20 protein-coding genes and 4 pseudogenes are annotated in these 23,778 nt (G+C 32.8%); 10 read left to right on the top strand and 14 right to left on the bottom strand.

Translation table 11 applies throughout. From position 1 onward, the window contains the following. The first annotated feature begins 309 nt into the window (after positions 1–309). The 5 genes from ACN1AG_RS02745 (at position 310) to secF (ending at position 3,585) form a co-directional block, all read left to right on the top strand. Entirely contained in the window at positions 310–555 is a 246-nt protein-coding gene (locus tag ACN1AG_RS02745) for a type II toxin-antitoxin system prevent-host-death family antitoxin (RefSeq protein ID WP_341757738.1), read from the top strand. Then, the gene (locus ACN1AG_RS02740) at positions 555–815 is read left to right on the top strand and encodes a Txe/YoeB family addiction module toxin (protein WP_341751596.1); all 261 of its coding nucleotides are present in this window, start codon (positions 555–557) and stop codon (positions 813–815) included. Before ACN1AG_RS02745 ends, ACN1AG_RS02740 begins: the two co-directional genes overlap by 1 nt. Before the next feature lie 115 nt (positions 816–930). Continuing rightward, complete coding sequence (locus tag ACN1AG_RS02735; protein WP_341757739.1) at positions 931–2,184, top strand: MFS transporter; 1,254 nt, start codon at positions 931–933, stop codon at positions 2,182–2,184. A gap of 242 nt (positions 2,185–2,426) precedes the next feature. Continuing rightward, positions 2,427–2,663 carry a DUF2312 domain-containing protein gene (locus ACN1AG_RS02730; protein ID WP_341751598.1) on the top strand — a complete coding sequence of 79 codons (237 nt, stop codon included), beginning with the start codon at positions 2,427–2,429 and terminating at the stop codon, positions 2,661–2,663. Between the two features lie 16 nt (positions 2,664–2,679). Next, positions 2,680–3,585, top strand: a complete 906-nt coding sequence (gene secF, locus ACN1AG_RS02725) for a protein translocase subunit SecF (protein WP_417905399.1) — start codon at positions 2,680–2,682, stop codon at positions 3,583–3,585. Positions 3,586–3,669: 84 nt separating this feature from the next. On the opposite strand, the gene ACN1AG_RS02720 is transcribed toward secF, so the two are convergent. From ACN1AG_RS02720 to ACN1AG_RS02710, 3 genes and pseudogenes are all read right to left on the bottom strand, one after another. Next, entirely contained in the window at positions 3,670–4,137 is a 468-nt protein-coding gene (locus ACN1AG_RS02720) for a type II toxin-antitoxin system RatA family toxin (RefSeq protein WP_341757741.1), read from the bottom strand. A gap of 16 nt (positions 4,138–4,153) precedes the next feature. Continuing rightward, positions 4,154–4,237 (bottom strand): annotated as a pseudogene (locus ACN1AG_RS02715) (DUF1674 domain-containing protein); the annotation flags it as partial. A 67-nt stretch (positions 4,238–4,304) separates the two neighbouring features. Further along, on the bottom strand, positions 4,305–5,102 hold the full coding sequence (locus ACN1AG_RS02710; RefSeq protein WP_417905398.1) for an isocitrate lyase/PEP mutase family protein: 798 nt from the start codon (positions 5,100–5,102) through the stop codon (positions 4,305–4,307). Positions 5,103–5,261: 159 nt separating this feature from the next. Between ACN1AG_RS02710 and ACN1AG_RS02705 the strand changes: the two genes are divergently transcribed. After that, positions 5,262–6,017, top strand: coding sequence for a 16S rRNA (uracil(1498)-N(3))-methyltransferase (locus ACN1AG_RS02705; RefSeq protein WP_417905397.1), 756 nt, complete (start codon positions 5,262–5,264; stop codon positions 6,015–6,017). 321 nt (positions 6,018–6,338) lie between these two features. Here the strand turns inward: ACN1AG_RS02705 and ACN1AG_RS02700 are convergent, their stop codons facing one another. The 4 genes and pseudogenes from ACN1AG_RS02700 to tatC all read right to left on the bottom strand — a co-directional run bounded on the left by ACN1AG_RS02700 (position 6,339) and on the right by tatC (position 14,563). Then, positions 6,339–9,932: a hypothetical protein gene (locus ACN1AG_RS02700; RefSeq protein WP_417905396.1), complete on the bottom strand. Its 3,594-nt coding sequence runs from the start codon at positions 9,930–9,932 to the stop codon at positions 6,339–6,341. Positions 9,933–9,948: 16 nt separating this feature from the next. After that, positions 9,949–12,387 carry a VirB4 family type IV secretion/conjugal transfer ATPase gene (locus ACN1AG_RS02695; RefSeq protein ID WP_417905640.1) on the bottom strand — a complete coding sequence of 813 codons (2,439 nt, stop codon included), beginning with the start codon at positions 12,385–12,387 and terminating at the stop codon, positions 9,949–9,951. 151 nt (positions 12,388–12,538) lie between these two features. Next, positions 12,539–13,831 carry a serine--tRNA ligase gene (serS, locus tag ACN1AG_RS02690; RefSeq protein ID WP_417905395.1) on the bottom strand — a complete coding sequence of 431 codons (1,293 nt, stop codon included), beginning with the start codon at positions 13,829–13,831 and terminating at the stop codon, positions 12,539–12,541. Next, a pseudogene (gene tatC / locus ACN1AG_RS02685) lies at positions 13,809–14,563 on the bottom strand (twin-arginine translocase subunit TatC). The gene serS and the pseudogene tatC overlap by 23 nt, the downstream one beginning before the upstream one ends. Before the next feature lie 1,126 nt (positions 14,564–15,689). Here tatC and ACN1AG_RS02680 point away from each other — a divergent pair. From ACN1AG_RS02680 to ACN1AG_RS02670, 3 genes are all read left to right on the top strand, one after another. Then, positions 15,690–16,529 (top strand): IS982 family transposase, encoded by an 840-nt coding sequence (locus ACN1AG_RS02680; RefSeq protein ID WP_417905394.1) that lies wholly within the window; start codon positions 15,690–15,692, stop codon positions 16,527–16,529. A 47-nt stretch (positions 16,530–16,576) separates the two neighbouring features. Then, a protein-coding gene (locus ACN1AG_RS02675; RefSeq protein WP_417904739.1) for an IS5 family transposase occupies positions 16,577–17,400 on the top strand; the annotation gives its coding sequence in 2 pieces (ribosomal slippage) (positions 16,577–16,964 and positions 16,964–17,400; 825 coding nt in all). Between the two features lie 138 nt (positions 17,401–17,538). Further along, positions 17,539–17,733, top strand: a complete 195-nt coding sequence (locus ACN1AG_RS02670) for a tyrosine-type recombinase/integrase (protein WP_417905639.1) — start codon at positions 17,539–17,541, stop codon at positions 17,731–17,733. A gap of 229 nt (positions 17,734–17,962) precedes the next feature. Here ACN1AG_RS02670 and ACN1AG_RS02665 read toward each other — a convergent pair whose 3' ends face one another. From ACN1AG_RS02665 to pgeF, 5 genes and pseudogenes are all read right to left on the bottom strand, one after another. Next, positions 17,963–18,424, bottom strand: coding sequence for a hypothetical protein (locus ACN1AG_RS02665; RefSeq protein WP_417905393.1), 462 nt, complete (start codon positions 18,422–18,424; stop codon positions 17,963–17,965). A gap of 134 nt (positions 18,425–18,558) precedes the next feature. Beyond that, a complete protein-coding gene (locus tag ACN1AG_RS02660) occupies positions 18,559–18,984 on the bottom strand; it encodes a hypothetical protein (RefSeq protein ID WP_417905392.1) in 426 nt (141 codons plus the stop codon). Between the two features lie 25 nt (positions 18,985–19,009). Next, the gene (locus tag ACN1AG_RS02655) at positions 19,010–20,353 is read right to left on the bottom strand and encodes a hypothetical protein (RefSeq protein ID WP_417905391.1); all 1,344 of its coding nucleotides are present in this window, start codon (positions 20,351–20,353) and stop codon (positions 19,010–19,012) included. Positions 20,354–20,459: 106 nt separating this feature from the next. Beyond that, positions 20,460–21,338 (bottom strand): class I SAM-dependent methyltransferase, encoded by an 879-nt coding sequence (locus ACN1AG_RS02650; protein WP_417905390.1) that lies wholly within the window; start codon positions 21,336–21,338, stop codon positions 20,460–20,462. A 9-nt stretch (positions 21,339–21,347) separates the two neighbouring features. Beyond that, positions 21,348–22,087, bottom strand: a pseudogene (pgeF, locus tag ACN1AG_RS02645) (peptidoglycan editing factor PgeF). Here pgeF and ACN1AG_RS02640 point away from each other — a divergent pair. Continuing rightward, positions 22,088–22,768, top strand: a complete 681-nt coding sequence (locus ACN1AG_RS02640; RefSeq protein ID WP_417905389.1) for a hypothetical protein — start codon at positions 22,088–22,090, stop codon at positions 22,766–22,768. Here ACN1AG_RS02640 and ACN1AG_RS02635 read toward each other — a convergent pair. Together ACN1AG_RS02635 and ACN1AG_RS02630 are read right to left on the bottom strand one after the other, a co-directional pair. Continuing rightward, positions 22,727–22,984: pseudogene (locus tag ACN1AG_RS02635) on the bottom strand (transposase); the annotation flags it as partial. The gene ACN1AG_RS02640 and the pseudogene ACN1AG_RS02635 sit on opposite strands and share 42 nt — an antisense overlap. A gap of 9 nt (positions 22,985–22,993) precedes the next feature. Beyond that, a protein-coding gene (locus ACN1AG_RS02630; RefSeq protein ID WP_417904533.1) for an IS5 family transposase occupies positions 22,994–23,757 on the bottom strand; the annotation gives its coding sequence in 2 pieces (ribosomal slippage) (positions 22,994–23,422 and positions 23,425–23,757; 762 coding nt in all). Positions 23,758–23,778 lie beyond the last annotated feature (21 nt).

Raw genomic sequence — 23,778 nt, 5'->3', positions numbered from 1 at the left:
TTTGGAGAATTGGATTTGAAAATAAGGGGCGAGCAAGCAGAGCGTACGTAACCTCAGTTTGATGTAAGACATCGGTTTAATAGCCTAGGGTGTCCCTGCTTCGGTGCGGTATCTAAAAAAAGTAGATCGAGGTACTGTTAAGCATTTTTAGCCCCCTGCTTTCGCAGGGGTGACATCACCCCTAATGACGATGATACTGAGCTTACTATTAATTTATTACATCAAACTGAGCTTAAGTACGCGAGTCCTTGATATTTCCAAAAAACAATTCTTCAAAGCAGAAGAGTATACTTATAAGGGAGATAAATTATGAACGTACAGACAATATCGGTAGCAAGAGCTAATTTATTTAGCCTTGTACAAGAAGCAAACGAAACACATAAACCAGTATATTTAAAAGGTAAGCATTATGACGCAGTGCTATTATCTAGAGAAGACTACGAATCTTTGCAAGCAACATTAGAATTATATTCGATACCTGGATTAGTTAAGGAAATACTAAAAGCTAGGCAAGAACCTTTGGATGAGTGCTTAAATGAAGATGATATGAATTGATGTCATTGTACAATTTGAAATTTACTAAAAAATCATTTAAAGATTTTCAAAAGTTAAAGTCAGAAAAACTTGATAATAAGGCTAGAAAACTATGGACTGAATTAAAAAATAATCCAAGACCTATCAGCAGTGAAAAACTCGTAGGCAACTTAAAAGGTTGCTATTCTCTAAGAATTAATATCAAACATAGATTGATATACGAAATTTTTGAAGATGAAAAGACTGTACTAATAATCAGCTTGAGTGGGCATTATGAGTAAGCCATCATATATGTTGCTAATAAACGCGAATTTGGGATAAGAATTTGTCAATTCTTATCCCGAATTGGGGTAATAAGCGTTCTAATCCTTGATTACCAATGAAATAATAAAAAATATGAATAAATGTAAGTTAGTTTTTGCAAGTGGTGTAGCAAATGCATTTGAGTGGTATGATTACGCACTATTTGGTTACTTTGCTCCTATAATAGGGGCAAAGTTCTTTCCTGGATCAAGTCCTAGCTCGTCTTTATTGCATGCTTTTTTGGTATTTGCTATCGGTTATTTAATGAGACCAATAGGTGGGGTATTTTTTGGGGTACTCGGAGATCGTTTTGGTAGAAAAACTGCTTTAAGTACATCTATATTTTGTATGTCTCTGCCAACGGCACTAATTGGCATATTACCAACTTATGACAATATAGGTGTTACCGCTACTATATTAATGATTCTACTTCGGATGCTGCAAGGTTTATCAATGGGCGGAGTACTTACTGGCTCAATTGCATTTGCTATTGAACATACAGGTAAGGTGCATCGTGGCTTTACTGGCAGTATACCAATGTCCAGTATTTGTATTGGCATATTATTTGGATCACTCATTTCGCAGCTTATACAAAGCCTTTTATCAGCACAACAATTTAATGATTGGGGGTGGAGAATACCATTTTTATTAGGAATTTTCATTTTATTTGCTGGACTTTATATCAAAAAATATACCAGTGAAACCCCTAGTTTTCAAAGTATAAAAGAAGATGGTGGGATTTTAAAATCTCCTCTGAAAAAAGTTATCTCTGTATATTGGATTGATATGTTAATATCAATCTTCATCAACTCTACAGGTTCAGTAATATTCTATCTACAAGCTACTTATCTAATGTCATTTTTGAGGATAAATCGTGGTTTTACCGATGACCAAGTTAGCAATTTAGCTAATTATTGTTATATAATCATGGCTATTGTTACTTTATGTTCTGGCTATTTATCTGATGTAATTGGTCGAAAGAAAATTTTTGTGATTAATTTACTGGTAATTATTTTAGTTATCCCTTTTTTGATGAATGTAATTGAAACTGGAGAATTTTGTTTTATAATTATATCTCAAATCGTATTATCAATTTTAGCTGCTTGTTATATTGGTCCTGAACCTGCACTGCAAGCTGAATTTTATCCAACCAATATCAGAAATACTGCTTTATCATTGTCTTATAATACAGCAACCAGTATTTTTGGTGGTACAACACCTTTAATACTAGAATATCTTGTGCAAAAAACTGGTACTATTACTTCATCTATTTATTATGTAATTGCTTGTGCTATTTCAAGCCTAATAGCTCTTTGTTTTTATAAGGATCGTTCGGGTAACAACTAATCTAAAGATTTTTCTAGCATTTATAGCAAAATTATCTATAAATTACTTAGTGGCTTGATAAAATAATATATACTAGCCATATTATACTCAAATGATTTGGAGAATTGGATTTGAAAATGAATGGTGAGCAAACGGAACGTACATATAGTATAGTTACACATGCGAATCCATGATATTTGCAAAAAACAATTCGTAGGAGCAGAAGAGTATACAATTTTTGATAAACAATAAACTTGAATTTTATGACAGAAGTGATAGCTAAAGAACAATTAGAACAATATATAAATCAAATAGAAGGGCTTGAACAAGAAAAAGCTGAATTATCTGAAGCAATAAAAGATATATTTGATGCAGCCAGCTCTAGTGGCTTTGATACCAAGGCTATGAAGTCGGTGTTAAAACTAAAAAAACTTGATAGAAATAAGCTAGCTGAACAAGATGCGATCTTAGAATTGTATAGACAAGCTCTCGGTATATAAATTAAAGAATTCAATAATGCAATTATATCCATTAAGGCTTTTACCTGATAAAATCAACTTTGATTTTATCAGATTTAGAAAAGTAAGTTATACGATGTCCATTATTTTATCTCTTGTAAGTATTATTTGGATAGGGATTTACAAATTTAATTTTGGTATTGATTTTGCTGGTGGGATTGTTATAGAAGTGCGGCTTGATCAAGACCCTGATTTAACCAAAATGCGTGAAGTGCTTAATAACCTTAAGATTGGTGAAGTAGTATTACAAAATTTTGGTAATCAGCATGATTTGTCAATACGAGTTGGCAGCAATAGTGAAGATACTTTAATGCAAAATATTAAGCTTATCAAATCAACTTTAAAAAACCAGTTTTCTTATAAATTTGAGTATCGTAAAGTAGATTTTGTCGGTCCACAAGTTGGTACTCAACTGATAAAATCAGGAATAACGGCACTAATTCTTTCGTTTCTTGCCATAATGGTTTACACTTGGATTAGATTTGAGTGGTATTTTGGGCTTGGTATACTTGTAGCTTTGTTACATGACGCCATACTAAGCTTAGGTTTTATGAGTGTGATGAGGCTAGACTTCAATTTAAGCTCCATAGCTGCTATTCTTACCATAATAGGTTATTCTGTGAATGATTCAGTAGTGATCTATGATAGAATCAGAGAAAATTTACGCAAATCACATAAGAAAGTAATGCCACAAATTATTAATCTGAGTATTAATGAAACTCTGTCTAGGACTATTCTAACAGTTGTTACAACCTTGCTCGCAAACCTAGCTTTGGTAATATTTGGTGGGGAAGCTATTTATAGCTTTAGTATATTAGTGTTTTTTGGTATAATAGTTGGTACATATTCATCTATTTTTATATCTGCTCCTATATTGACCTACTTCAAAAACTTGCAGAATTGATAAATCAATTTTCAAATTTTTGGGTAAAAGTTGAGTAGCAAAATAATAATAAATATTAAATTTGCACTAATTAAATATCCTATTTCAAGAGTAGTTTGCTAAGTTTATTTTAGTTAACATAGTATCTGCCCTTTTTTCAAATGCATCAACCATTTTTTCAGTAGCATCAGTAAAAAATATACTAACTAACTTGTCAACTATTGCAAATTTCATCTTAAAATCAATAAAGAACTCTATTTTACTACCAGTATCTTCTTTGGAAAATTGCCATAAGTTTTTTAAATATTTAAATGGTCCAGAAACTGCTTCTACTTCAATAGAATAGCTTTGTTTCTTTAAATCATTTGAGTATATAATTTTTGATTGATATTTGTCTGTGAAACCTTTCAACTGAATTACTAATTCAGCTATAATTTGATTCTCGCTCTCTGAGATAATTCTAGCAGCCTTGCACCATGGCAAAAATTCAGGATATGACTTTACGTCAAGAACTAAGTAATATAATTCTTGTGCATTATATGGTAGAATTTTGACTTGATGAAAATTTGGCATAAATTTTTTAATATTTTTAAAAATCAGTTACTTTACCTTTATGCTGCCAATCTCCATAGGTAGTTGGTTCTTGACCTTTAAAGCCGCCTATTTCTTTGGGGTTTTCTTTTTTATCTTTTATGGTAGTATCTTTTTTGTTATCCATAATATGTACTAGTCCTCTCCTATTACGTCTTTTTATTTGTATCTATATATGTTAACACTTCAGTTGCAGATTTATCCAATTCTTGCATCACTGCAATATATGGGAAAGGACCGTAACTAATTCTAGATACACCTAAATCAACAAGGTTTTTTACTGTCGTTATATCTTGCACCATTATATTGACAGGAATAGGTGAAAATTCACATAATTGTTTTATAAAATTATGATTTGCTAAGCCTGGTGCAAAAAACCCATCAGCTCCAACTTCTGCATAAGCTTTGCTTCGTTCTATAGCTTCTTTTAAGTCTTGTTCATTATGCTCAGATGTATCTTTTTGAAGAAAGATATCCGTTCTAGCATTAATAAACATATTAGGCAATAACTCCTTTATAGCTTCTTTAATTGCTTTAATTCGTTTACATTGTTCTTCTATAGAGTATCTTGCCTTTTCTTTCCCAATAATTTGATCTTCAAAATTTATACCAATTGCCCCTGTTTTAATTACGTGTTCAACATTTTCTATTAAATCACTTAACTTCGATGCAAATCCTGATTCAAAATCAAAACTCACAGGTACTTTGACTTTTTCAATAATATTCTTTAAATTTTGCAAGGCTAATTTAAGTGGGAATTTCTCACCATCTTCATAACCATAAGATTTTGCTACTGCCCAGCTACTTGTAGCTAATGCTTTCGCCCCAGACTTCTCTACAATCTGTGCTGAACCAACATCCCAAATATTATACAATACTAAAGGATTACCCTTTTTATGAAGTGTTTTAAACAAATTATCTTCTATTTCTGTGAATTTTCTTTTCATACTACATTATCTCCTTCTGTTTGAGTTAGTTTTTTTTCATTGTTGTTTTTTCCTTAATAATATATTGTTACTCAAAACATAATTTTAATTATTAAAATAATATTTTGAAGTAAATGAAAAAGTCAAAATGCCTAGGTGTTAACCATTAGAGTTAAAATTATGAAATTTTCTCATCTTCACAGAATATATACCAATATCAAACTAATTGAAAACTATTCGTTAAATCTTGCAGAAGATCATAGTCACTACCTTAAAACAGTATTAAGACTAAAGGTTGGCGATCATTTTAGAATTTTTAATGGCACAGATGGTGAGTTTATAGCACAAATTACTGGTATGACAAAAAATAATTTACATGTTGGACTTACTAATATTTTAAGAAAAGCAACAGTTGAACCTGAACTTACTTTAGGAATATCCATTATTAAAAGTGATAGAATGTTGGATGCCATAGATATGGCTATACAGCTTGGGGTAACAAAAATTATTCCACTAATCGCAGAAAGATCTCAATTTCGCACTGTTAATACTCAAAGATTGATGAAATGTATTATCGAATCTACAGAGCAGTCCGAACGTTTAATACCCTGCATTCTTATGCCAGTAGTATCACTTAGTCTTTTCTTAGAGCAAACTCTAGGTAATTCTATAATATATGCCAATGAAAATGAAGATGAAAATAATACTTTATTAAAAATCATGCCTATATATTCATCAGATATTTCGGCAAATATTTCAGTTGTTGTCGGTCCAGAAGGTGGTTTTTCACAAAATGAACTCCAAATGCTTTCATTAAGACCCAATACTTTATCAATAAGTCTAGGACCAAATATCCTCCGAACTGAAACTGCCGTAGCAACATGTCTAGCACAAATTAAATTATTCACAGCTAGTTGCGTTGCAACTAAGATATAGCTAACCCGAGAAGGTTTTAGCTATATCTCGATAATCAAGTTTTTTTTCTGAAGACTACAACTCATGGCAGTTTATGTCATCCCAGCGTAGGCTGAGATCTAAAAATGATATCTTCTCGGCTTCTTTTCATGATTTTCAAACTGCCATGAATTATATAACTTAATAAAAACTTGATTATCGAGTATATAGTCAATTGATGAGAAGTAGGCAAACGTCGTCTTCGATCACTCGCCTATTACATATAGGCATCGCTCCTAGCAGCAAATCCTCCTGAATTGACTATAGTAATGGTGATAGCCTGATGTCTTTATCAAACCTAGGTTATTTCAGTTGATATTTAATAGTAACATTTAAAGTTCCTCCTCCAACTATTCCCACACAAGTATTAATATTATTTTTACCATTTCGTAAACGTGGCATCAAATCAAGCTGTGGTAGGTTAGTAGATCTATATATGTCGGGTGCTTTCACAAATTTGCCATTTCTAGAAATGTAAACATCACAGTGAGTACGGTCAGCGTTGTAATTTCTACATTCCATCAAGTCAAATCTGTCAGGACCAGTATTGATAAGTTGATTATTAACTTTAATCATTATGTAATCATCATAATATGAACCATTACCACCTATGGTGAAAGAGCTTAGCATGTTAGTATTTGGTATATCAAACTCATAATTTACGCAATAAAATGCATCGTAAGTATGTGCTGCAGAATCGTATGAGCCACCAAGTATAAAGGTTCCAACCTTAGTTAAAGTATCGTAGTTATTTTTAACAGGAAAATCTTTTTTATCGCTTGTATATTTGAAATTAAGACCAGTATTCTCTTTACATCCAACACCATCCGGTAAGGCTTCAAATGCCACTGTTTTAGTATCGATATTTGATAGACAATAACGTTGTAGTGGTTTATTCGGATCAATTACTACCCAACCAGGCTTACAAGTACCTAATGCCAAATCACCTATTTTTGTGTCAGGATCACCTATTTCTGTGCTAGACCATGTTGCGTTACCACTGTCATTAGTCGGGGTGGTAATTGCTTGACATTTAGGGGCAGGAACTAAGGTACAAAAACCTAATTCTTGTGGGGTTTTATCTCGGATTGCAGCAGTTTTTTCAATAGAAGTACCATCCTGATACACAAGAGCACCATTCTTCTTATTAACAAAAACACCATTTTCATTGACAATAACATCATCCTTATCTACAGGAATCCCATCTTTATCAACAAAAGTACCATTCTTATCAATAAGAACACCATCCTTATTAAAAGTAGCAGTGTAATACTTTCCATCAGTGTTTATTGTAGGGCCTAGTGACGGAGAAGGATCGATTCTATTATTACTATCTACAGACACTTTACATACTTCAACATCTGGCTTACGATTATTTTTATAACAATACGTAGAGTTAGCACATTTATAAATCGTAATACCCTTTGTCTTAAGATCATCTATAGTCTCCACAGAGTTACAATCAGTATGAGTATCCTGACAGATGTGCAGACCTAGGTATTGCATACTTTTTGTCTTAAATTTTGAGCAATCAACTGTATCTGATTCAAGTAGTCTTGCTAGTACACAGTTAGTATCATTTACTCCCGGAATACATTTGTCTATATCTTTTAATTGTAAACAACCATGCGTTGCACCTTGAACATATTGACCATTTATATATTCAAGACCATTTAAATATACAACATTTGTATTAGGAATTCCTGTATTAACATCATAGGGGGTCTTGTCATCTTTATAGTTACCATATATCGTTAAAGGATTCATAGATTTTGTTCCAGAAAATGGCATAGCAGTATATATAGTTGAGGGGGTATTAGAAATATATGCCATGAAGGAAGTAAAATTAAATCCTGCTAAATTTATTATTGCTTCTGTCTTGCCTGCTATTGACTGAGTAACCGACAATGGTGTAATAACAGTACTAGTTGAATCAACAATATTCCCTTTATCATCTGACACTCCTATTGACGCAATAAATTGAGGAGTATAATAGGTATTTTTAAGGCAGATTCCAGGAAATTTTTCACACTGGTAGGTTAGGATTTGGTAACCATCTATCACCCTGTCTTCACAACCAACCAAGCTCTTTCCTTCTGCTACACAAATAGATTTTGGATCACGACGAAAATTAGGTTCTACGGTAGTATCCAATATACTATCTATAGTAATTGAAGCAACAAAAGACCTGTCACCAACATTAGGCCTGTCACCAACATTAGGCCTGTCACCAACATTAGGCCTGTCACCAACATTAGGCCTGTCACCAACATTATCTCTGAGCTTAAAGGTTTCCCTGAGCGGTAGTAAACTTGTAGCATCTTGACCTTGTATACTAGGAAATGCAAGACTAACATCAATAAACTCACCAATATTTATGCCCCATATTTCTTGACAAGTAATCTTACCCTTTGCTTTTTCGCTATTACAATCAGGTAAATCATCAACATAGTAACTACTTGGTGTAGAGATATTACCTACTTTTTGTGTGTAAACTATCCTAAATCCATCTTCGCAACCATTCTCAGTAACACTACATTCAAAAGGAATTTTTGTGTTAACGCAAAGTTTTTCGTCACCATCTGAACATTTTTTTATTGCATCGCGTTGAGCAGTAGCAATATGAATTCCTTTAGCTGAAGAAAATGGACCAAGATTATCTATTACTACACATTTATCGGTTTCTTGTGGATTTTCTTTATTTTTACAAAGAGGTACAAGATTGTCTAAACTAACACGTACGACATTATGAATAAGATTATTTCTTAATTTAGACACTACGCATGGTGCATCTGAAGATTGAACAAATAAATCACCTTTCTTTTTACTGCATACACGCTTTGTAGTGGGAGTAATAATGAATTGTTTTAATTTAGAGCAATATGGTGGTGGAAAAGGACCTAATGGTAATTCAACGCAACCAAATTGGTAGTCATCAACAGAACGATTTAGTGCACCAAGTGCTTCTACTATTTGTTTTGCCACTTCATACAGCCATTGTTGTTCAAAAATATATCCTATCCATTTAACTATTTCTTTTATAACATCAAGACCTGGTGTATTGTCAGAACCAATCATGTCTAATAACTTACCTAATAGTCCTGATATACTCATAGTAGACTTAATTCCTATTAAAAACTTTAGAATTTTTGCAAGAGGATGTAACTCATCTGTTTTATGAAGAGGCTGTTTTGCTGCGTTCCAGTCCAGCGGATCTAAGTGAACTCCGGTAGCTGAAACAAGATTTACCAAACCAGGATCACTATACGCACATAGCTTTGGTCTATTAAACGGTTTCCCGTCATCTCCAACAATCGGTTTATCATCATCTCCAATAATCGGTTTATCATCCTCTAGAAAGCCAACATCATTCAAGTGTTTTCCAGGAGTATAACCAGGATCTGCTGGCGTTCCTTCTTTATTCAGTTTTGTAGGTCCAATTGCAGGAACAGCAACCCTAGCACAAATTCTGAGTAAGGGTAAGGCATAAGCCCCAGGCCATATTACGCATTCACCATCCCAATTCAAAGTAGCGGATTGATTCCAGCATGCAAATGCATTACAACTTTGAGTTCTTATACGAATCTTTGGTGCAAAATAGGAGCTTTCTGGTGTACGTTCTGCACAGTGATGAAGATAAAATCCAATAAACTTCTCAGGAGGGTCAAACTGTATCAAGCAATTATCTGTATCGCGTCCATCCCTACTATTCCATGGTGGGCATATAGGATTTGGCTTTATTGTTCGTTTGATACTTCCGTTCCATGTTTCATCTATCTTATTATACCCGCAATTGCAAGGATCACTTAGACATTCCCCAACTTCACCCCAAAATGATGCATAACTCTTGCTAGAGTAAATCAACAAAAAAAATGCTAGATAATATTTCTTTAGCACCAAATTCCTCTTCCTATTAAATATGATTTAATGCCATATACAAAGGATTAATCCAATTATCAGGATGTCCTGGATATTGTTGTAATATTTCTTGATATATTTTTAATTCCTCGGTTCTACAGGATAGAATCTTAATAATGCCAATTAAACTTCCTATACTTAACTCCAAAGCAATAGATTGATTATTTTGATTTATTAAGAACATTCTAGAAGCAATTGTAAATTTCGATAATTTATTTATTTCTGATTCATTTAATCCTAAAATTTGTTCTAAATACTGTGATTTTATTTCTGATGGTAAAATTATTTTAGTGTCTGTTAAATCCAACCAATGCTGTAGCACCCTTGTTTTTATCGACTGTAGATAACTAAAATCAAAATTACTAACCATGATTCCATTATTATTCAGCAATCTATCAGAAATCATTTGTGATATGTTATCAAAATTTTCCGGTCTATACAAGGAATCTAGATTATCTATTACTAACATTTTTGGATTCTTCCCTATAATAGTTAAGTGATAATTAAAAGCATATATTAATCCTGCACATAAACTATTATGCTTAGTCAAATTCATTGAAAAATCTTCTAGAAGTTTTCTATCTGTTGGATAAAAACGTTCAGTAAAAGACTTCTCAGAGAAAGGGTACAAATTAAATCCGATTATGCCGCCTTCAGATAAAGGGAATTTATCACTATCAAATATACCATCATATAATCCTCCTTTTGTATAATCAGTTAACCTTAGTTTAATTAAATCTCCATCTTCTATAGAAAAGTCCATTGTTTTTAAAATGGAGGAAAAATTACGATCTTTATTATCTAAAGTCCAAATTTTATCAGCGAAGTTTTCTAGGAAAGCTAATTCTGCTTTGGTTAGAGGGTAAAAAGAATGATTGCAAATTATTTTAAGAAATTCGATAACGAAATGCCTTGACTCTAGAGTATCATCTAGTAGAAATGGATTTATTAGGTTCTTCTCCTTTTCAAACCACTGCCCTTCAATTGATTCAACAAAAATCTTTGAATTATTATTATTGGAAAGATATAATATTGTTGGCTTATATTTAGTGGCTTCAGAAATTAAAAAATTTGTTAGTACAGTCTTACCAGTATTATCTGTGCCAAAAATACAAGTATTTCCTCTATTATTACTTTTAGCATGAAAATTCATAAAGTAAGGAGTTCCTTTTTCTGTTCTAAGCAAAGTCACCGCTTTACCCCATATGTTATTTTGGCTTCCGGTCGGGAAATTATGTAATGAGGCCAAAGCGGCGGTATTTTCTATAATTGTGGGAGCGAGCCTCCTAACATAGGAAAAGTTCCCTGGGAGCTGTGCCCAGAATGTCTGCTCTAAGTTTATATCTTCCCGCACATGAACAATGCCAATTTTAGCAAGTTCCTTAGATGCTTGGGCAATTGATTGATCCAATTTTTCCAAGTCTGACCCTATAATAGCAATAGAAATTTGTTGTTTACAAAATTGGTTCGGGATTGAAGCATCAAGGTTCATTATCTTATCTATTCCTGTAATTTCAGCAAGTTTAGTATCCTTACTAACTTGTAAAATATATGCCTGTTGTTCAAATGTTTTAGATACTTCTTTTTTATCAACGAAGTAAAATATTTCTGTTGCTATTAATTCCACAGGTAATTGTAGGAATCCATCAAGTGCAGCTGATGATACTTCTTGATATTCCTTTATTGAAATAATGGAGGCAAACTTTTTATCATGACTACTTATTACTTCAATCTTATCGTTACCAACTGCATATTGATTAGAGGCTAAAGCATTAGATAGATTTGCAATCGGTACTAGGCAATATTCTTCGTTGAGATGGATTATTCTACGATATAAAAACATCAGATCAGAGTAAGATTCTTCCCCTTCAAATCTTATTCCTAACTTTACTGCACCGAAATCTTGTAAATCCAAAAGTATTGTATCAACAGTGCTATTTAGTATTTCAAAAACACTACTTAAGTACTTATTTTGGAGACTGGCAACTTTATCAAAAAACAAAGAAGTTATTAAAAGGTTGAGATTTTTGACTTTAATTTCAGCAGAATCATAAATTATTGAGATATATAAGGTGTTAACAAATTTATCATCCCAGTAATTCTTTTTTTGCCATAAATTGTGAATATTAGCTGCTAACAATTTATTATAAGAAGTTGGGTCATCTAAGTTTGTCTTACGTCGTACAGTATGTATCCAAAATGCAAAATTTTTATTACGAACATTTTTCTTGATCGCATTACGCACTACTTCTCGTAAATTGAATAACTTAGTGCTAATATTTTCTGCATTGATACCATTTATTTGGATAGTTTGGAGTAGTTCACCATTCTTAGTTAACAAAGTATTCTCATTATAATGACAAGCAATTGGAATGAAATCCTCTGCAGAATTATTATATAAATCCTTATCAACTTTTCTTGAGTTGCTAGCTATTTTGAACACCAATGATACCTATTAAATACATGTTTTTAGCAAAATATTAATTTAACAATCAGATGCAGAGCCGTCTCAAATCTGATTGTTTCTATAATTTTACCGAATTTGGGATAAGAATTGACAAATTCTTATCCCAAATTCGCGTATGTTATTTATACTCTTTAGTAGTATGAATTCGCTCCAACCCCCCCATGTAACTCACCAAAACATTTGGAACTGTTATTGAACCATCTGCATTTTGGTAATTTTCTAGAATTGCGATTATTGTCCTACCAATTGGTAAACCAGAACCATTCAAAGTATGGACAAAAGTAGTTTCGTTGCTACCAAATTCTTTATATCTAGCTTTCATCCTTCTAGCCTGAAAATCTCCACAATTAGAACAACTTGAAATCTCACGGTATAGATTTTGACCAGGCAACCATACTTCCAAATCATAGGTTTTCTTGGCAGTAAATCCCATATCTCCAGTACAAAGCAACATAACTCTATATGGTAGATCAAGTTTTTTTAGAATAGTTTCAGCTGCATTAGTTATATATTCATGTTCACGCTGAGATTCTTCTGCAGTAGTTATTGTAACCAACTCAACTTTACCAAATTGATGCACACGGAACATACCTCTAGTATCTTTACCACTACTACCAGATTCTGATCTGTAACAGGGTGTGTAAGCAACATAACGTATAGGCAATTCTTCCCTAGCTATTATGGTATCAGCCACCATATTAACGAGAGGTACTTCGCCTGTTGGAATTAGCCTGTAATTATTTACCGTTTCAAACGACTCTTCTGCAAATTTTGGCAATTGACCGCTATTATACATAGCAGCTGGTCGTACTAAAGCTGGAGGAGATAATTCAGTAAAATCAAATTCCTGAGTATGAGTATCAATCATAAAATTAATCAATGCACGTTCTAACTTTGCTAACTCTCCTTTTAAAGTTACAAACCTACTACCAGACATTTTAGCAGTACGGACAAAATCCATCATACCTAAACTTTCACCAAGTTCAAAATGCTGCTTAGGTAATGGAGGAGATAGTTTTGTTGTAATGTCTCCTACTGTTTTAAGCAGTTTATTCATACTTCCATCAGTACCGTATGGTACGTCATCATCAGGAAGATTTGGCAGGATCTCCAACATATCATTTAACTGATGATTACTATTTAATTTTAGATTCAGTTCTTCCAGCTTTTCATTTATGTGATCCACATCACGCTTTATTTCTTCAAATTCCTTACTAGCTTTGTTAGGCATGTTGCCTAGATCCTTAGATTTTTTCCTTCTTGCATGCTGAAATTGCTGAATAAGATTAGTTAGCTGGCGTTTGCTTTCATCTAGTTTAGTAATTTTATCGGACATTGGGGTAATTCCCCTTTTGATAAGTAGATCATCAAATTCCTGCTTATTCTCCCTAATCCACTTTATATCTAACATTTAACTTCCTCGATTTTCTACAAATTTACACATAATAATTGAAGTTTCATATAATAAAAGCATTGGTATTGCAAGAGCAAATTGGCTCAGTACATCCGGTGGAGTTAAAATACCAGCAATAATAAAAATAATTACTATAGACGATCTTCTTTTGTCCACTAAGTCTTTTGCTGTTAATATTTTTAATAAATTTAATATTAACATAATAATTGGTAATTGGAAAGCCATACCAAACGCAATAATTAGCTGAATTACTAAATTTAAATATTCACTAATTCTAGCTTCTAGAATTAGTGGAATAATAGCATTATTATCTTCAAAGCTTAGAAAAAATTGCCATGCACGCGGCATAACAAAGTAAAATACAAAGATGCTCCCACACCAAAACAAAACAGGTGACATAAAAAGAATAAAAGCAGCATATTTTTTCTCACCTGAATATAACCCAGGTCTTATAAATAAAAAACATTCTATAGCGATAATTGGCATAATCATGACAAAAGAAACAAAAGCTGCAAGTTTTATATAAGTAAAGAATGCTTCAGTAAGACCAGTATAGATCACTTTCCTTATATTAGCATGATCTAATTCTGCAAGCGGCTCTAATAAAATGTTATATATATCGCTACTAAAGTAATAACAAATAATAAAACCAATAATGAATGCAGCAAATACTCGTAAAAACCTAGCCTTTAGCTCTAAAAAATGCTCTTTAAAAGTATATGACTTCATAAATTAACCAAATGTACAAGTTTAAGTAGGTATAATAGTCCTTGATGTTATCCCTACGTAGGCAGAAGTGACATTACCTTTGTAGTGAAGAGTAATTATTCTTGTATAGCTAACCCAAAAATGTTTGCTCCATAGTAATAGTGATAGAATTGATGTCATTCCTGCTTTCGTGGGGAGGCATTGCTAACGTGGATAGTCAAAATAGGTTGTTATGAACCTAGAAATTGAATAGAATGGCAAAAAACTCATCAAAAGTATATAATATACTCTAGAATAGAAAATCAAGAATTGCATCGTCATTATCCAAGATTCTAGCGGTACTCACGTACTAAATGTACGCCTAGTCCCTCGACTTGGTAGGTAATTCCCGCTATCACGATTTTGATTCTATCGTCTATACTCGAATGATCCTACGAATTGGATTTGAAAATGAGAGGCAAGTAAGCGGAGTGTAAATTTAGTACATGAATACACGAGTTCCTGATATTTTCAAAAAACAATTCTTCAAAGCAGAAATACCAACTCTTTATTTACAAGCAGTATACCATCTATAAAAAAAGTTCGTAACTGGAATGATTATAACAAAGCTTTAAGAAAAATGGGAGAAATAATCCTTAGTTTTGATGAAAATTATTTGGCAAAGTTATATTTTTGTGGAAAGCAAAAACGTGGCGGAGTTAAAGAATACACTGACAAAATGTATGAATTTTTACTGACAGTTAAAATAACGTTAATTCAATGTAACGTTAATACTAGGTTCAGTATCATCTCTGTTAAAGGTAATGTCACCCCTACCACCATTATGCTCCTGCTCCTTTGGATGTTGCCCCTGCTTCGGTGTGGGGTCTAAAAAAATAGCATAGATAGGTATGTTATATAGTTTTAGACCCTAGCTTTCGCTGGGAGGCATTGCCGCGTGGATCAAAAAGCCAACGTAAGTAATGGTACTTACAGAACCAAAAACGATGTCATTCCTAGCTAAAAGCGGGAATCCAAAAAATAACCTGCAAAGGCTATTAACGTCAGTTCGGGATAAGATATAGATGAAATAGTAATAGATAAAAGGATTGTCAAAAAGGAGTGCCTGCAGTATTTATATTTTTAAACAAAAAAACAAACTACAGGCATGAAAAAAGATATCACAGAATTATATAGTTTTATAGATGATTTTTGTAAAATTTATTTGGAGTATGAACAGAGAAAGTTATTACCATCAAATAAGCAGAGAAATCGCTGTTGTAGCATGAGTTTAAGTGAAATGTTAACAATAATAATTATGTTTCATACATCCTATGCTAAGAATTTTAAATTTTTCTATAAAAGTTATATAGAGTGCATGCATAAGGATGATTTCCCTAAAGCCTTGAGTTATAATAGATTTGTTGAATTAATGGCACGATTATTCATACCGCTAAATATGTTGATTCATTTGTTGTTTGGTGAAGAAACAGGTATTTATTTTATTGACTCTACAACGATTAAAGCTTGTCACAATAAAAGGCGTTATAGCAATAAAGTTTTTAAAGGATTAGCCAAACATAGTAAATCCTCTATGGGGTATTTTTATGGTTTTAAATTACATGTAATAATCAATAATAAAGGGGAGTTTATGGCATTAAAAGTGACCAAAGGCAATGTAGATGATAGGGTTCCAGTACCGGAGTTAACAAAAAGATTAACTGGAATTATAGCAGCTGATAAAGGTTATATTAAACAAAATTTGTTCTTAAATTTATATGAAAGAGGCTTAAAAATGATTCATGGAATTAAGAAGAATATGGAAAATAAATTAATGGATTTGAAAGAAAAAATCTTACTTCGAAAGCGTAACTTAATTGAAACAGTTTTTGATTATCTAAAAAATAAAATGAACCTTGAACATACTAGACATAGATCACCAATAAATGCCTTTGTCCATATATTATCTACTCTTGTTGCTTATTCATTAGACTTCTTTCGAAACTAGACAATGATGTAGAATGGTGTTATAAATATCTGATTTGAAGTAATAATATGAAATTCGATCAGATTAAAGAGTTAGAGGATAAAAAATTTCGTCGATTAACAGGAGTAAAGAAGGGAACATTCTCAAAGATGGTGGATATTTTGAGGCAAGCTGATGGTCTTAAGAAATCAAAAGGTGGGCGTAAAAATAAGCTCAATTTGGAGGAACAGTTGCTGATGGTCTTAGAATACCTTAGAGAATACCGTACTTATTTCCATATAGGTCAGAACTATGGGATTAGTGAAAGTTCAGCATATAAAGCTGTTAAATGGGTAGAAGACACCCTAGTTAAACACCCAAACTTTGCTCTTCCAGGTCGTAAAGCTCTAATGAAGAGTGATATGAATTATGAAGTAGTCTTGATTGATGCTACTGAGAGTCCTATAGAAAGACCTAAAAAAAACAAAAATTCTATTATTCAGGAAAGAAGAAAAGGCATACACTAAAAACTCAAATAGTGGTAGACAAGAAGACACACCAAGTAATATGTACAGATTTTTCTAACGGTAAAAAACATGACTTTAGATTATTTAAGGAATCCAAAATTCTTATCCATTCTAAGGTTAAAGCGATTACTGATACAGGATATCAAGGTATACAAAAAATTCACAATAATTCTGAGTTACCAAAGAAAAAAAGCAAGAAAAATCCTTTAACTAAAAATGATAAAAAGAATAATCGTAGGTTAGCAGGAGAAAGAGTTCTGAATGAAAACGTTATTGGTATGCTAAAACGGTTCAAAATTATTGCTGACAAATATCGAAATAGACGTAAAAGATTCGGTCTTAGATTTAATTTGATCTCTGGCATTTATAATTTTGAACTACGTTAACCAGTTTCGAAAGAGGTCTATTAAAGAAAAATAAACCTTCAACAAAATTTGATTTTAATCTACATGTTCTCAATATCCTTATCCCGAATTGACGTTAATCCTTATCCCGAATTAACGTAATACACTAAAGAAGCTGGTATTGAAGAACCGATTTCACCACATAAACTAAGACACTTTTTATTTACTTGGTTAAAGAAACAAGGTATTGAAGATGCCTTAATTCAGCCGTATTCAGGACATGAAAGTCGTCAATCTTTAGAAATATATTCGAAATTATCGATAGGGGATGCACAAAAAGAATATGAAAATGTCATCGGGAAATTCCCTATCTAACTATAAGTGGCGGCTCATCCCTTCTTCCCTCACACTCCGCCTAATAAACTAGTTCCTGAGATAATACCTATTGCTGGAGATACAGGACATACACCTTTATCACGTGCATTCCTTACAACGATGCAACTCTTGTCTAATATGGTTTGGTGGGTCAATAGTTCGTTACAATTTACAGAAATCCTGTGCCTCAAGGTTTTATAACTATGCGTAAGAGGCTATAGTCATGGTTTCACGTGAGTTCAAGATAAGAACCTAAAAACCTCAAAAACCATTCTCTATTTGTCCAAGAAGTAGGTTTGACTAAAAGTAAATAATTATGGTTTCTATCCTGCCAAACAACTTCATGTGATCCATAATTCTTGGATCTATAAGCGTAATAAACGCTTCTTTTTAATCCACTTAATTCCTCATAATAAAATTTTTGGGTGGTATCAGGAATAGGAGGAAAGGATATAGATATTACTGGTGTTCTCACTAGTCGTACTGTTGCCCCTGGAACCTTAGCATGTTCATAAACATATTCTACCCTATCTTCTTGAGCAGAGAATTCTTTTTGCTTCTGATAAGTAAATACTGAATTTAAAAAATATCCACTACTTTGCGGTATTTCTAAATGTTTCTTTATTTCTGAAGGTACTTCATTGACACTGTAGGCTTTTTGAAATTTAATTGCACTGTCACCAACAGGCATTTGCCAAAAGCTTATTGGAACCTTAATAGCTCTTACAATTTTTGGGTAGCCATAACTTAATTCGGCAAAAGTTTTAGAAAGGACTTCTACTGCATGATTAGTGTTTAAAGGTGCTAATCTTGAAGCAACTTGAATTACTCTTGATCTGTAAAAGCTCCTTCTAAAACAGTAAATTCAATCAATGTACGATCCCTTGTAACAGATGCTGCTCTTTTATTTTTGTAATTAAATCCTATCCAAAATATACTATTTCCTAGAAGGTGTGGAACAGGTTCAGGAATATCTATGTTTGAAAACTCTGTATGATTTTTCCATAGAGCAGGGTAATCGTAAGCTGGTGGAGACCAATCATAGTTAAATTGTTTGAGACTCAACTTTCTTGATTTATCTCCTATATATAATTTTAAAGAACACCTAGGATAATTTTTATCAAAATTCTCTGTACGATATGTTATTTCATCTACAGCTAAATCATTTGGTAAATCATTAGGATAGAAAGCTGTAAAGTTTGCTTTAGCTAACCATATATTACCGTTAGTTTCAAGTTTAACAATATCCATCTCACTTATCTCTTTATATAGCTTACTAAATTGTTCTAGTTCCCTCCTTTTTATTATGTGGAGGTGGTGATATTGATATTTTAGATGACATATGTGATTTTGCCTCCTGTCCTATAATTTTTGCTTTATCATGCAATTGCTCAGGTATGTGTAGCTTGCTTTTATTATCAGAATATCCGTGCCATTTATCTTTTAAATACTCACAAATTTTTTCAATAAAATTTTTCCTTGGAGTTATTACATCCGATGAAGCAGCTCGATCTTTTATCAAATCTTCAGAAAATTTCTGCATTGCATATTTGTCTGGCTGATCAATAAACTTACTTAACTGCACAACAGTTTCTTTTGCAATATCCTTAATTGACTCTGCACTTAATTTATCTGTTTCTTTATCTTTTTTAGCTTCTATTGCTTGGTCAATTTGTTTTACTAGCAAATCAGCTAAAGCCTCTTGAACACCATCTAGTTTTTTTAATGTTGTTATGCCTTTAGTTTGGTCTTCATCAGAAGATATAATTTCTAAAACTTTTTCTGTTACAACTGCATTATATTGTTCAGTAGTAAGAGTATCAGTTAATAATTCCTTCGATAAAGTGGTATTACTTGCAATAATTGACGAAGGATCTTTGGCAGGACAGTTTGTTTTGATTGTTTTTAACTCATCAATAAATTGACTAGCGACTTCTCCAGTACCAGCTACATCAATTACTACTTGCTGTGTCGTTAGCTTAGTGTCTTCTACTTTTCCTAGCGTAGCTGTAATATTTACTGCCACAAAGTCTTGGCTATCAAATTTTATACCCAACATATTTCTAAGATTTAACTCTTGATGTGGAGGAAAAGTTGCTATACTACAATCAAACATAATTTTCTGTCCACTGACATATGATACATTATTATCTTTATCTATAATAATCTTCGACTCAACACCACCTCTCATCCACTCATTCTCTGCAACATTCGTATGATCCGTATAATAGCAATTATCGTATATTTTTCTTTTCAACTGGTTAAATCCAGCCATACCACCAGCTATACTACCTTGATGACCTGTCACTAAAATATAGTTTGTTTGTTGTTCTGATAATTTATAATCATTGGTTAATATCTTATGTATATCTTGATAGGTTACTTTATACTCATCACCTTTACCTAACTTACACTGAGCTACTAGGTCTACTAGTCCTCCTTTTGGGGTTTCAATATAAAGTACCCCGCTGCGTTGTATATCTAGGTTAAATTGTACTTCAATCTTATCTTGAGAATCTTTGTCATATTTAGGATCAAAGCATTCTGCTATAAATTGTAAGACTTTGTCCGGGCTTTGTTTAGCATCATCAGATGTAAAACTATGTGATTGTGATTCCATAAATATCTCCTTAAATTACATTATAACGAACTAACTTCATAGTGGCTAACACTCGTTTGTCCATTGCTTGTTATCCCCATTTTTCAAATTATTTGAGTAAACATCTTTAGTTACTTAATTTCTCTGCTATCAAAATCACATTCTCTCTTCCATCTAAGGACCATATTGATTTATACTTTAATCCAACCTCTTCACATTCAATTATTCTAAAATTATGCTTTTTAAAGATTGAAGTTAGTACATTTTGATCCATAAACATAAACGATCCATCACTAATTGACGCAAGCTGCTTAGAATCAGTAACAGGGCTATTTACCCAATCTTTTAAAGATTGGACATAACCAGGAAATGATTCCTTATTTAATACTCTCTTCTCATATTCAGGGATAAAACTCTCAAAACCCTTAACATATGGTGTGACAGCAAGTACATAAACTCTCCCCCTATCTTTTAACAGACTAAATATGTTGGCAACTGCATTATCTAATTGCTCTAGAGAAAAGAAATGTAAGACCCGTGCTATCAGAATAGCATCATACTTATCACCAGTTTTAAAGGTTGAAGTAATATCACCAGAGATAAATTTAATTTTATCTAAAGTTGATTGATTTAATTTTAACGTTTCTATGTTGTATGCTGCAATAAAAAGATGACGTTCATCAAGATCATTTAAGTGATAAATAACGTTATATTGCTTCTTTAGTGTTTCTATCATAGCTTTTCCATAAGCACCACCAATTTCTAGGACTGTCCGGTTCTTTGAAAATTCTATAAATTTCTTTGTTACCTCATCTAAACGTGGTGACATTGCCCCTTTCTTATTAAGAGTTTGAATCCGACCATCATCTTCTTCTTTAGGCTGCAACAATTTTAGATCATAATATTTGTTTATTGCTTCTTTAAAGCTATATTCTTCTGCGTAAAGTTCATAATTCTTGCATAATACGATTAGCAAAATACAAGATATTTTTAAAATTTTAGACATTTACTTTATTTAACTCCTAATTACAATAGTGGATAATATTGTGCGGTTATATAATTCTCCAGTATGGCAGCAACGCCGGTAACTCGGGTACTTCTCAGGATTACTATAGGTATCCTCTAACATCTTGGTTATATCTTTAACACCTGCTTCTTGTAATTGAAGTTCTACATAAGCTGGTAAATCGAACATATAATGTCCTGTTTTCAGGGAATTAAAAAAAACCTTGAGTAATCAGCTCGCTGCTTTACAAAATTATCATAATATTCCTGATCAACTTCATAAGAATATTGTTGAATACTAGGGCAAATAATAGCTTTAATATTTTTTGCTCCTTTTTTCTGCATTAATTCTACTACATTATTAATGATACCAGCTTTAGCACCACGCCAACCACAATGAACACTTCCTATAACCATACCATCTCCGCTACTTAACAACACAGGAACACAGTCAGCAGTTTGTAGTGCTAGCACTAGATTCGTTTTTGTAGTAACTGTCGCGTCAGCTTCCGGGTCAATATCACTATCAGTAATTAAATCAGCATCAATAATTTTGATACCATGCACTTGCTGTAAAATAACAATATTATTAGCATTATAATGCCTAACTACTGCTAGTCTGTTATTTTGGACAATTTCTAACTGATTAGGATCACCAAACTTATTCTTTTTACTATAAACATGACTAGATTGCTTGAAGCTTTTATCAAAAATTTTATAATATACTTTATTCTTTACAAACTCATGCATATGACAACTCCACAGAATTTTGTTTATAAATTATCAGATCATTTGCAAAAAATCATCAACAAATTTCAAACAGATTACTCGCTAATACCTTGCATTGGAGTAGAAATAGAATTTTATTTAAGCAAAAATGTTAATCCACTCGAATTGCAAACTCTGCTTGGTATAGTAGTTAAGAAAGAAAAAGGCAATAATCAATTTGAAATAGATTTACCACCTTCTACTAATAACATAATTGAGTATATAGGAAAAATTAGTAGCACTAAGTCTAAAATACAAATTATTACAAAAAAATTACGGGGCAAGGTAAATTTTTCTGCCAAACCATTTCCAAACGATTATGGTAGTAGTATGCATTTTCATGTAAATTTTATAGACTCTTCTGCTTTAATGAATAGTGTAGCTAACCCTAATATCATTTACTCATTTGTTCCAACGGAAAAGATGTCATTCCCGTGTAGGCGGGAATCTAGCGTAGGTTGTCATTCCCGCGAAAGCAAAAATCTAGATACCTGCCTACGCAGGGATGGCACTGATATGCTTGATCTAATGGGGCAGAGTATCTGCCATTATATGCTCGATAGTTTTTTAATATTTATGCCAAATGAGAGAACATTCGGTGAACTGTGTCAGTATAGAATATCATACTTTAAAATTCAACCTATCAGGGAAGAAAATATCTAGCTGCGAAACAGTCACTGCCCAATTTGGTATTGGCATATTCCATTTAGCTGTAATCTGTTTTATAGCACAAAATACCAGTTTAAACAAAGCATTTTCACTAGTAAAAGCTCCTTTTGTTTTAGTATATTTTCTGACTTGACGGTGAAAACCCTCAATCGGATTGGTGGTATAAATCAGCTTTCTAACCTCGCCTGAATACTTAAAATACGTTGCTAGGGTGTGTCATCAATTGAGGCAAATTACCATGGAAACCATATAAACAGCTCCTAAAAAGTTCTGAGATGTTTTGTCATATCGTGTTGCGATAGCTCTATATTGCTTCAATTTTGCAAAAAAGTTCTCAATCAAATGCCTAGCTTTATAAAGATCCTTATCATAATTAGCTGGATTCACACGATTCTTCTTTGGGGGAATCACAACTGTACATCCCTTATCTTTCAGCTTATCTCGCATACGTGCATCGGCATCATAAGCCTTATCAGCAAGTACAGCATCCGCTTTCGTCAATTCATTCATCAAAACATCAGATCCTTGCAAATCATGAGCTTGACCCGGGGTAAGATGGAATCCCGTTGGATTCCCTAGAGCGTCACATGTGGCATGGATTTTAGTACTCAGCCCCCCTTTACCTCGTCCAATTGCTTGGTCATCCTCTAACTCTTTTTTTTAGCACCAGCACTATGTTGATGACTCCTAACAATGGTTGAATCAATCATGGCATACTCGTTATCAGCATCTTTAGCCAACATCTCAAAAACCTTTTTCCACACACCTGTCTTGCTCCACCTTGAATGACGTAGGTGAATCACTCGAAAATCTCCAAAACGTTCAGGTAGGTCTCTCCAAGGTATACCAGCCCTATATCGATACAAGACCGCTTCTACAAATAGGCGATTATCCTTGGCTGTTACGCCAACAGACTCTTCCCTTCCAGGTAGGTTATCTTTAATCCGATCCCATTGATCGTCACGTAGAGCATATCGACGCATAGAGAAAATTTATCCTTAATT

Source organism: Candidatus Tisiphia endosymbiont of Micropterix aruncella, from assembly GCF_965178575.1.
Lineage (GTDB): Bacteria > Pseudomonadota > Alphaproteobacteria > Rickettsiales > Rickettsiaceae > Tisiphia.
This window is presented reverse-complemented; position numbering and strand designations above follow the sequence as displayed.

Excerpts from the sequence above, each read along its gene's own strand:
- ACN1AG_RS02745 (WP_341757738.1), top strand. The coding sequence starts at position 310 with ATGAACGTACAGACAATATCGGTAGCAAGAGCTAATTTATTTAGCCTT.
- ACN1AG_RS02740 (WP_341751596.1), top strand. The coding sequence starts at position 555 with ATGTCATTGTACAATTTGAAATTTACTAAAAAATCATTTAAAGATTTT.
- ACN1AG_RS02735 (WP_341757739.1), top strand. The coding sequence starts at position 931 with ATGAATAAATGTAAGTTAGTTTTTGCAAGTGGTGTAGCAAATGCATTT.
- ACN1AG_RS02730 (WP_341751598.1), top strand. The coding sequence starts at position 2,427 with ATGACAGAAGTGATAGCTAAAGAACAATTAGAACAATATATAAATCAA.
- secF (WP_417905399.1), top strand. The coding sequence starts at position 2,680 with ATGCAATTATATCCATTAAGGCTTTTACCTGATAAAATCAACTTTGAT.
- ACN1AG_RS02720 (WP_341757741.1), bottom strand. The coding sequence starts at position 4,137 with ATGCCAAATTTTCATCAAGTCAAAATTCTACCATATAATGCACAAGAA.
- ACN1AG_RS02710 (WP_417905398.1), bottom strand. The coding sequence starts at position 5,102 with ATGAAAAGAAAATTCACAGAAATAGAAGATAATTTGTTTAAAACACTT.
- ACN1AG_RS02705 (WP_417905397.1), top strand. The coding sequence starts at position 5,262 with ATGAAATTTTCTCATCTTCACAGAATATATACCAATATCAAACTAATT.
- serS (WP_417905395.1), bottom strand. The coding sequence starts at position 13,831 with ATGTTAGATATAAAGTGGATTAGGGAGAATAAGCAGGAATTTGATGAT.
- ACN1AG_RS02680 (WP_417905394.1), top strand. The coding sequence starts at position 15,690 with ATGAAAAAAGATATCACAGAATTATATAGTTTTATAGATGATTTTTGT.
- ACN1AG_RS02665 (WP_417905393.1), bottom strand. The coding sequence starts at position 18,424 with ATGCCTGTTGGTGACAGTGCAATTAAATTTCAAAAAGCCTACAGTGTC.
- ACN1AG_RS02660 (WP_417905392.1), bottom strand. The coding sequence starts at position 18,984 with ATGGATATTGTTAAACTTGAAACTAACGGTAATATATGGTTAGCTAAA.
- ACN1AG_RS02655 (WP_417905391.1), bottom strand. The coding sequence starts at position 20,353 with ATGGAATCACAATCACATAGTTTTACATCTGATGATGCTAAACAAAGC.
- ACN1AG_RS02650 (WP_417905390.1), bottom strand. The coding sequence starts at position 21,338 with ATGTCTAAAATTTTAAAAATATCTTGTATTTTGCTAATCGTATTATGC.
- ACN1AG_RS02640 (WP_417905389.1), top strand. The coding sequence starts at position 22,088 with ATGACAACTCCACAGAATTTTGTTTATAAATTATCAGATCATTTGCAA.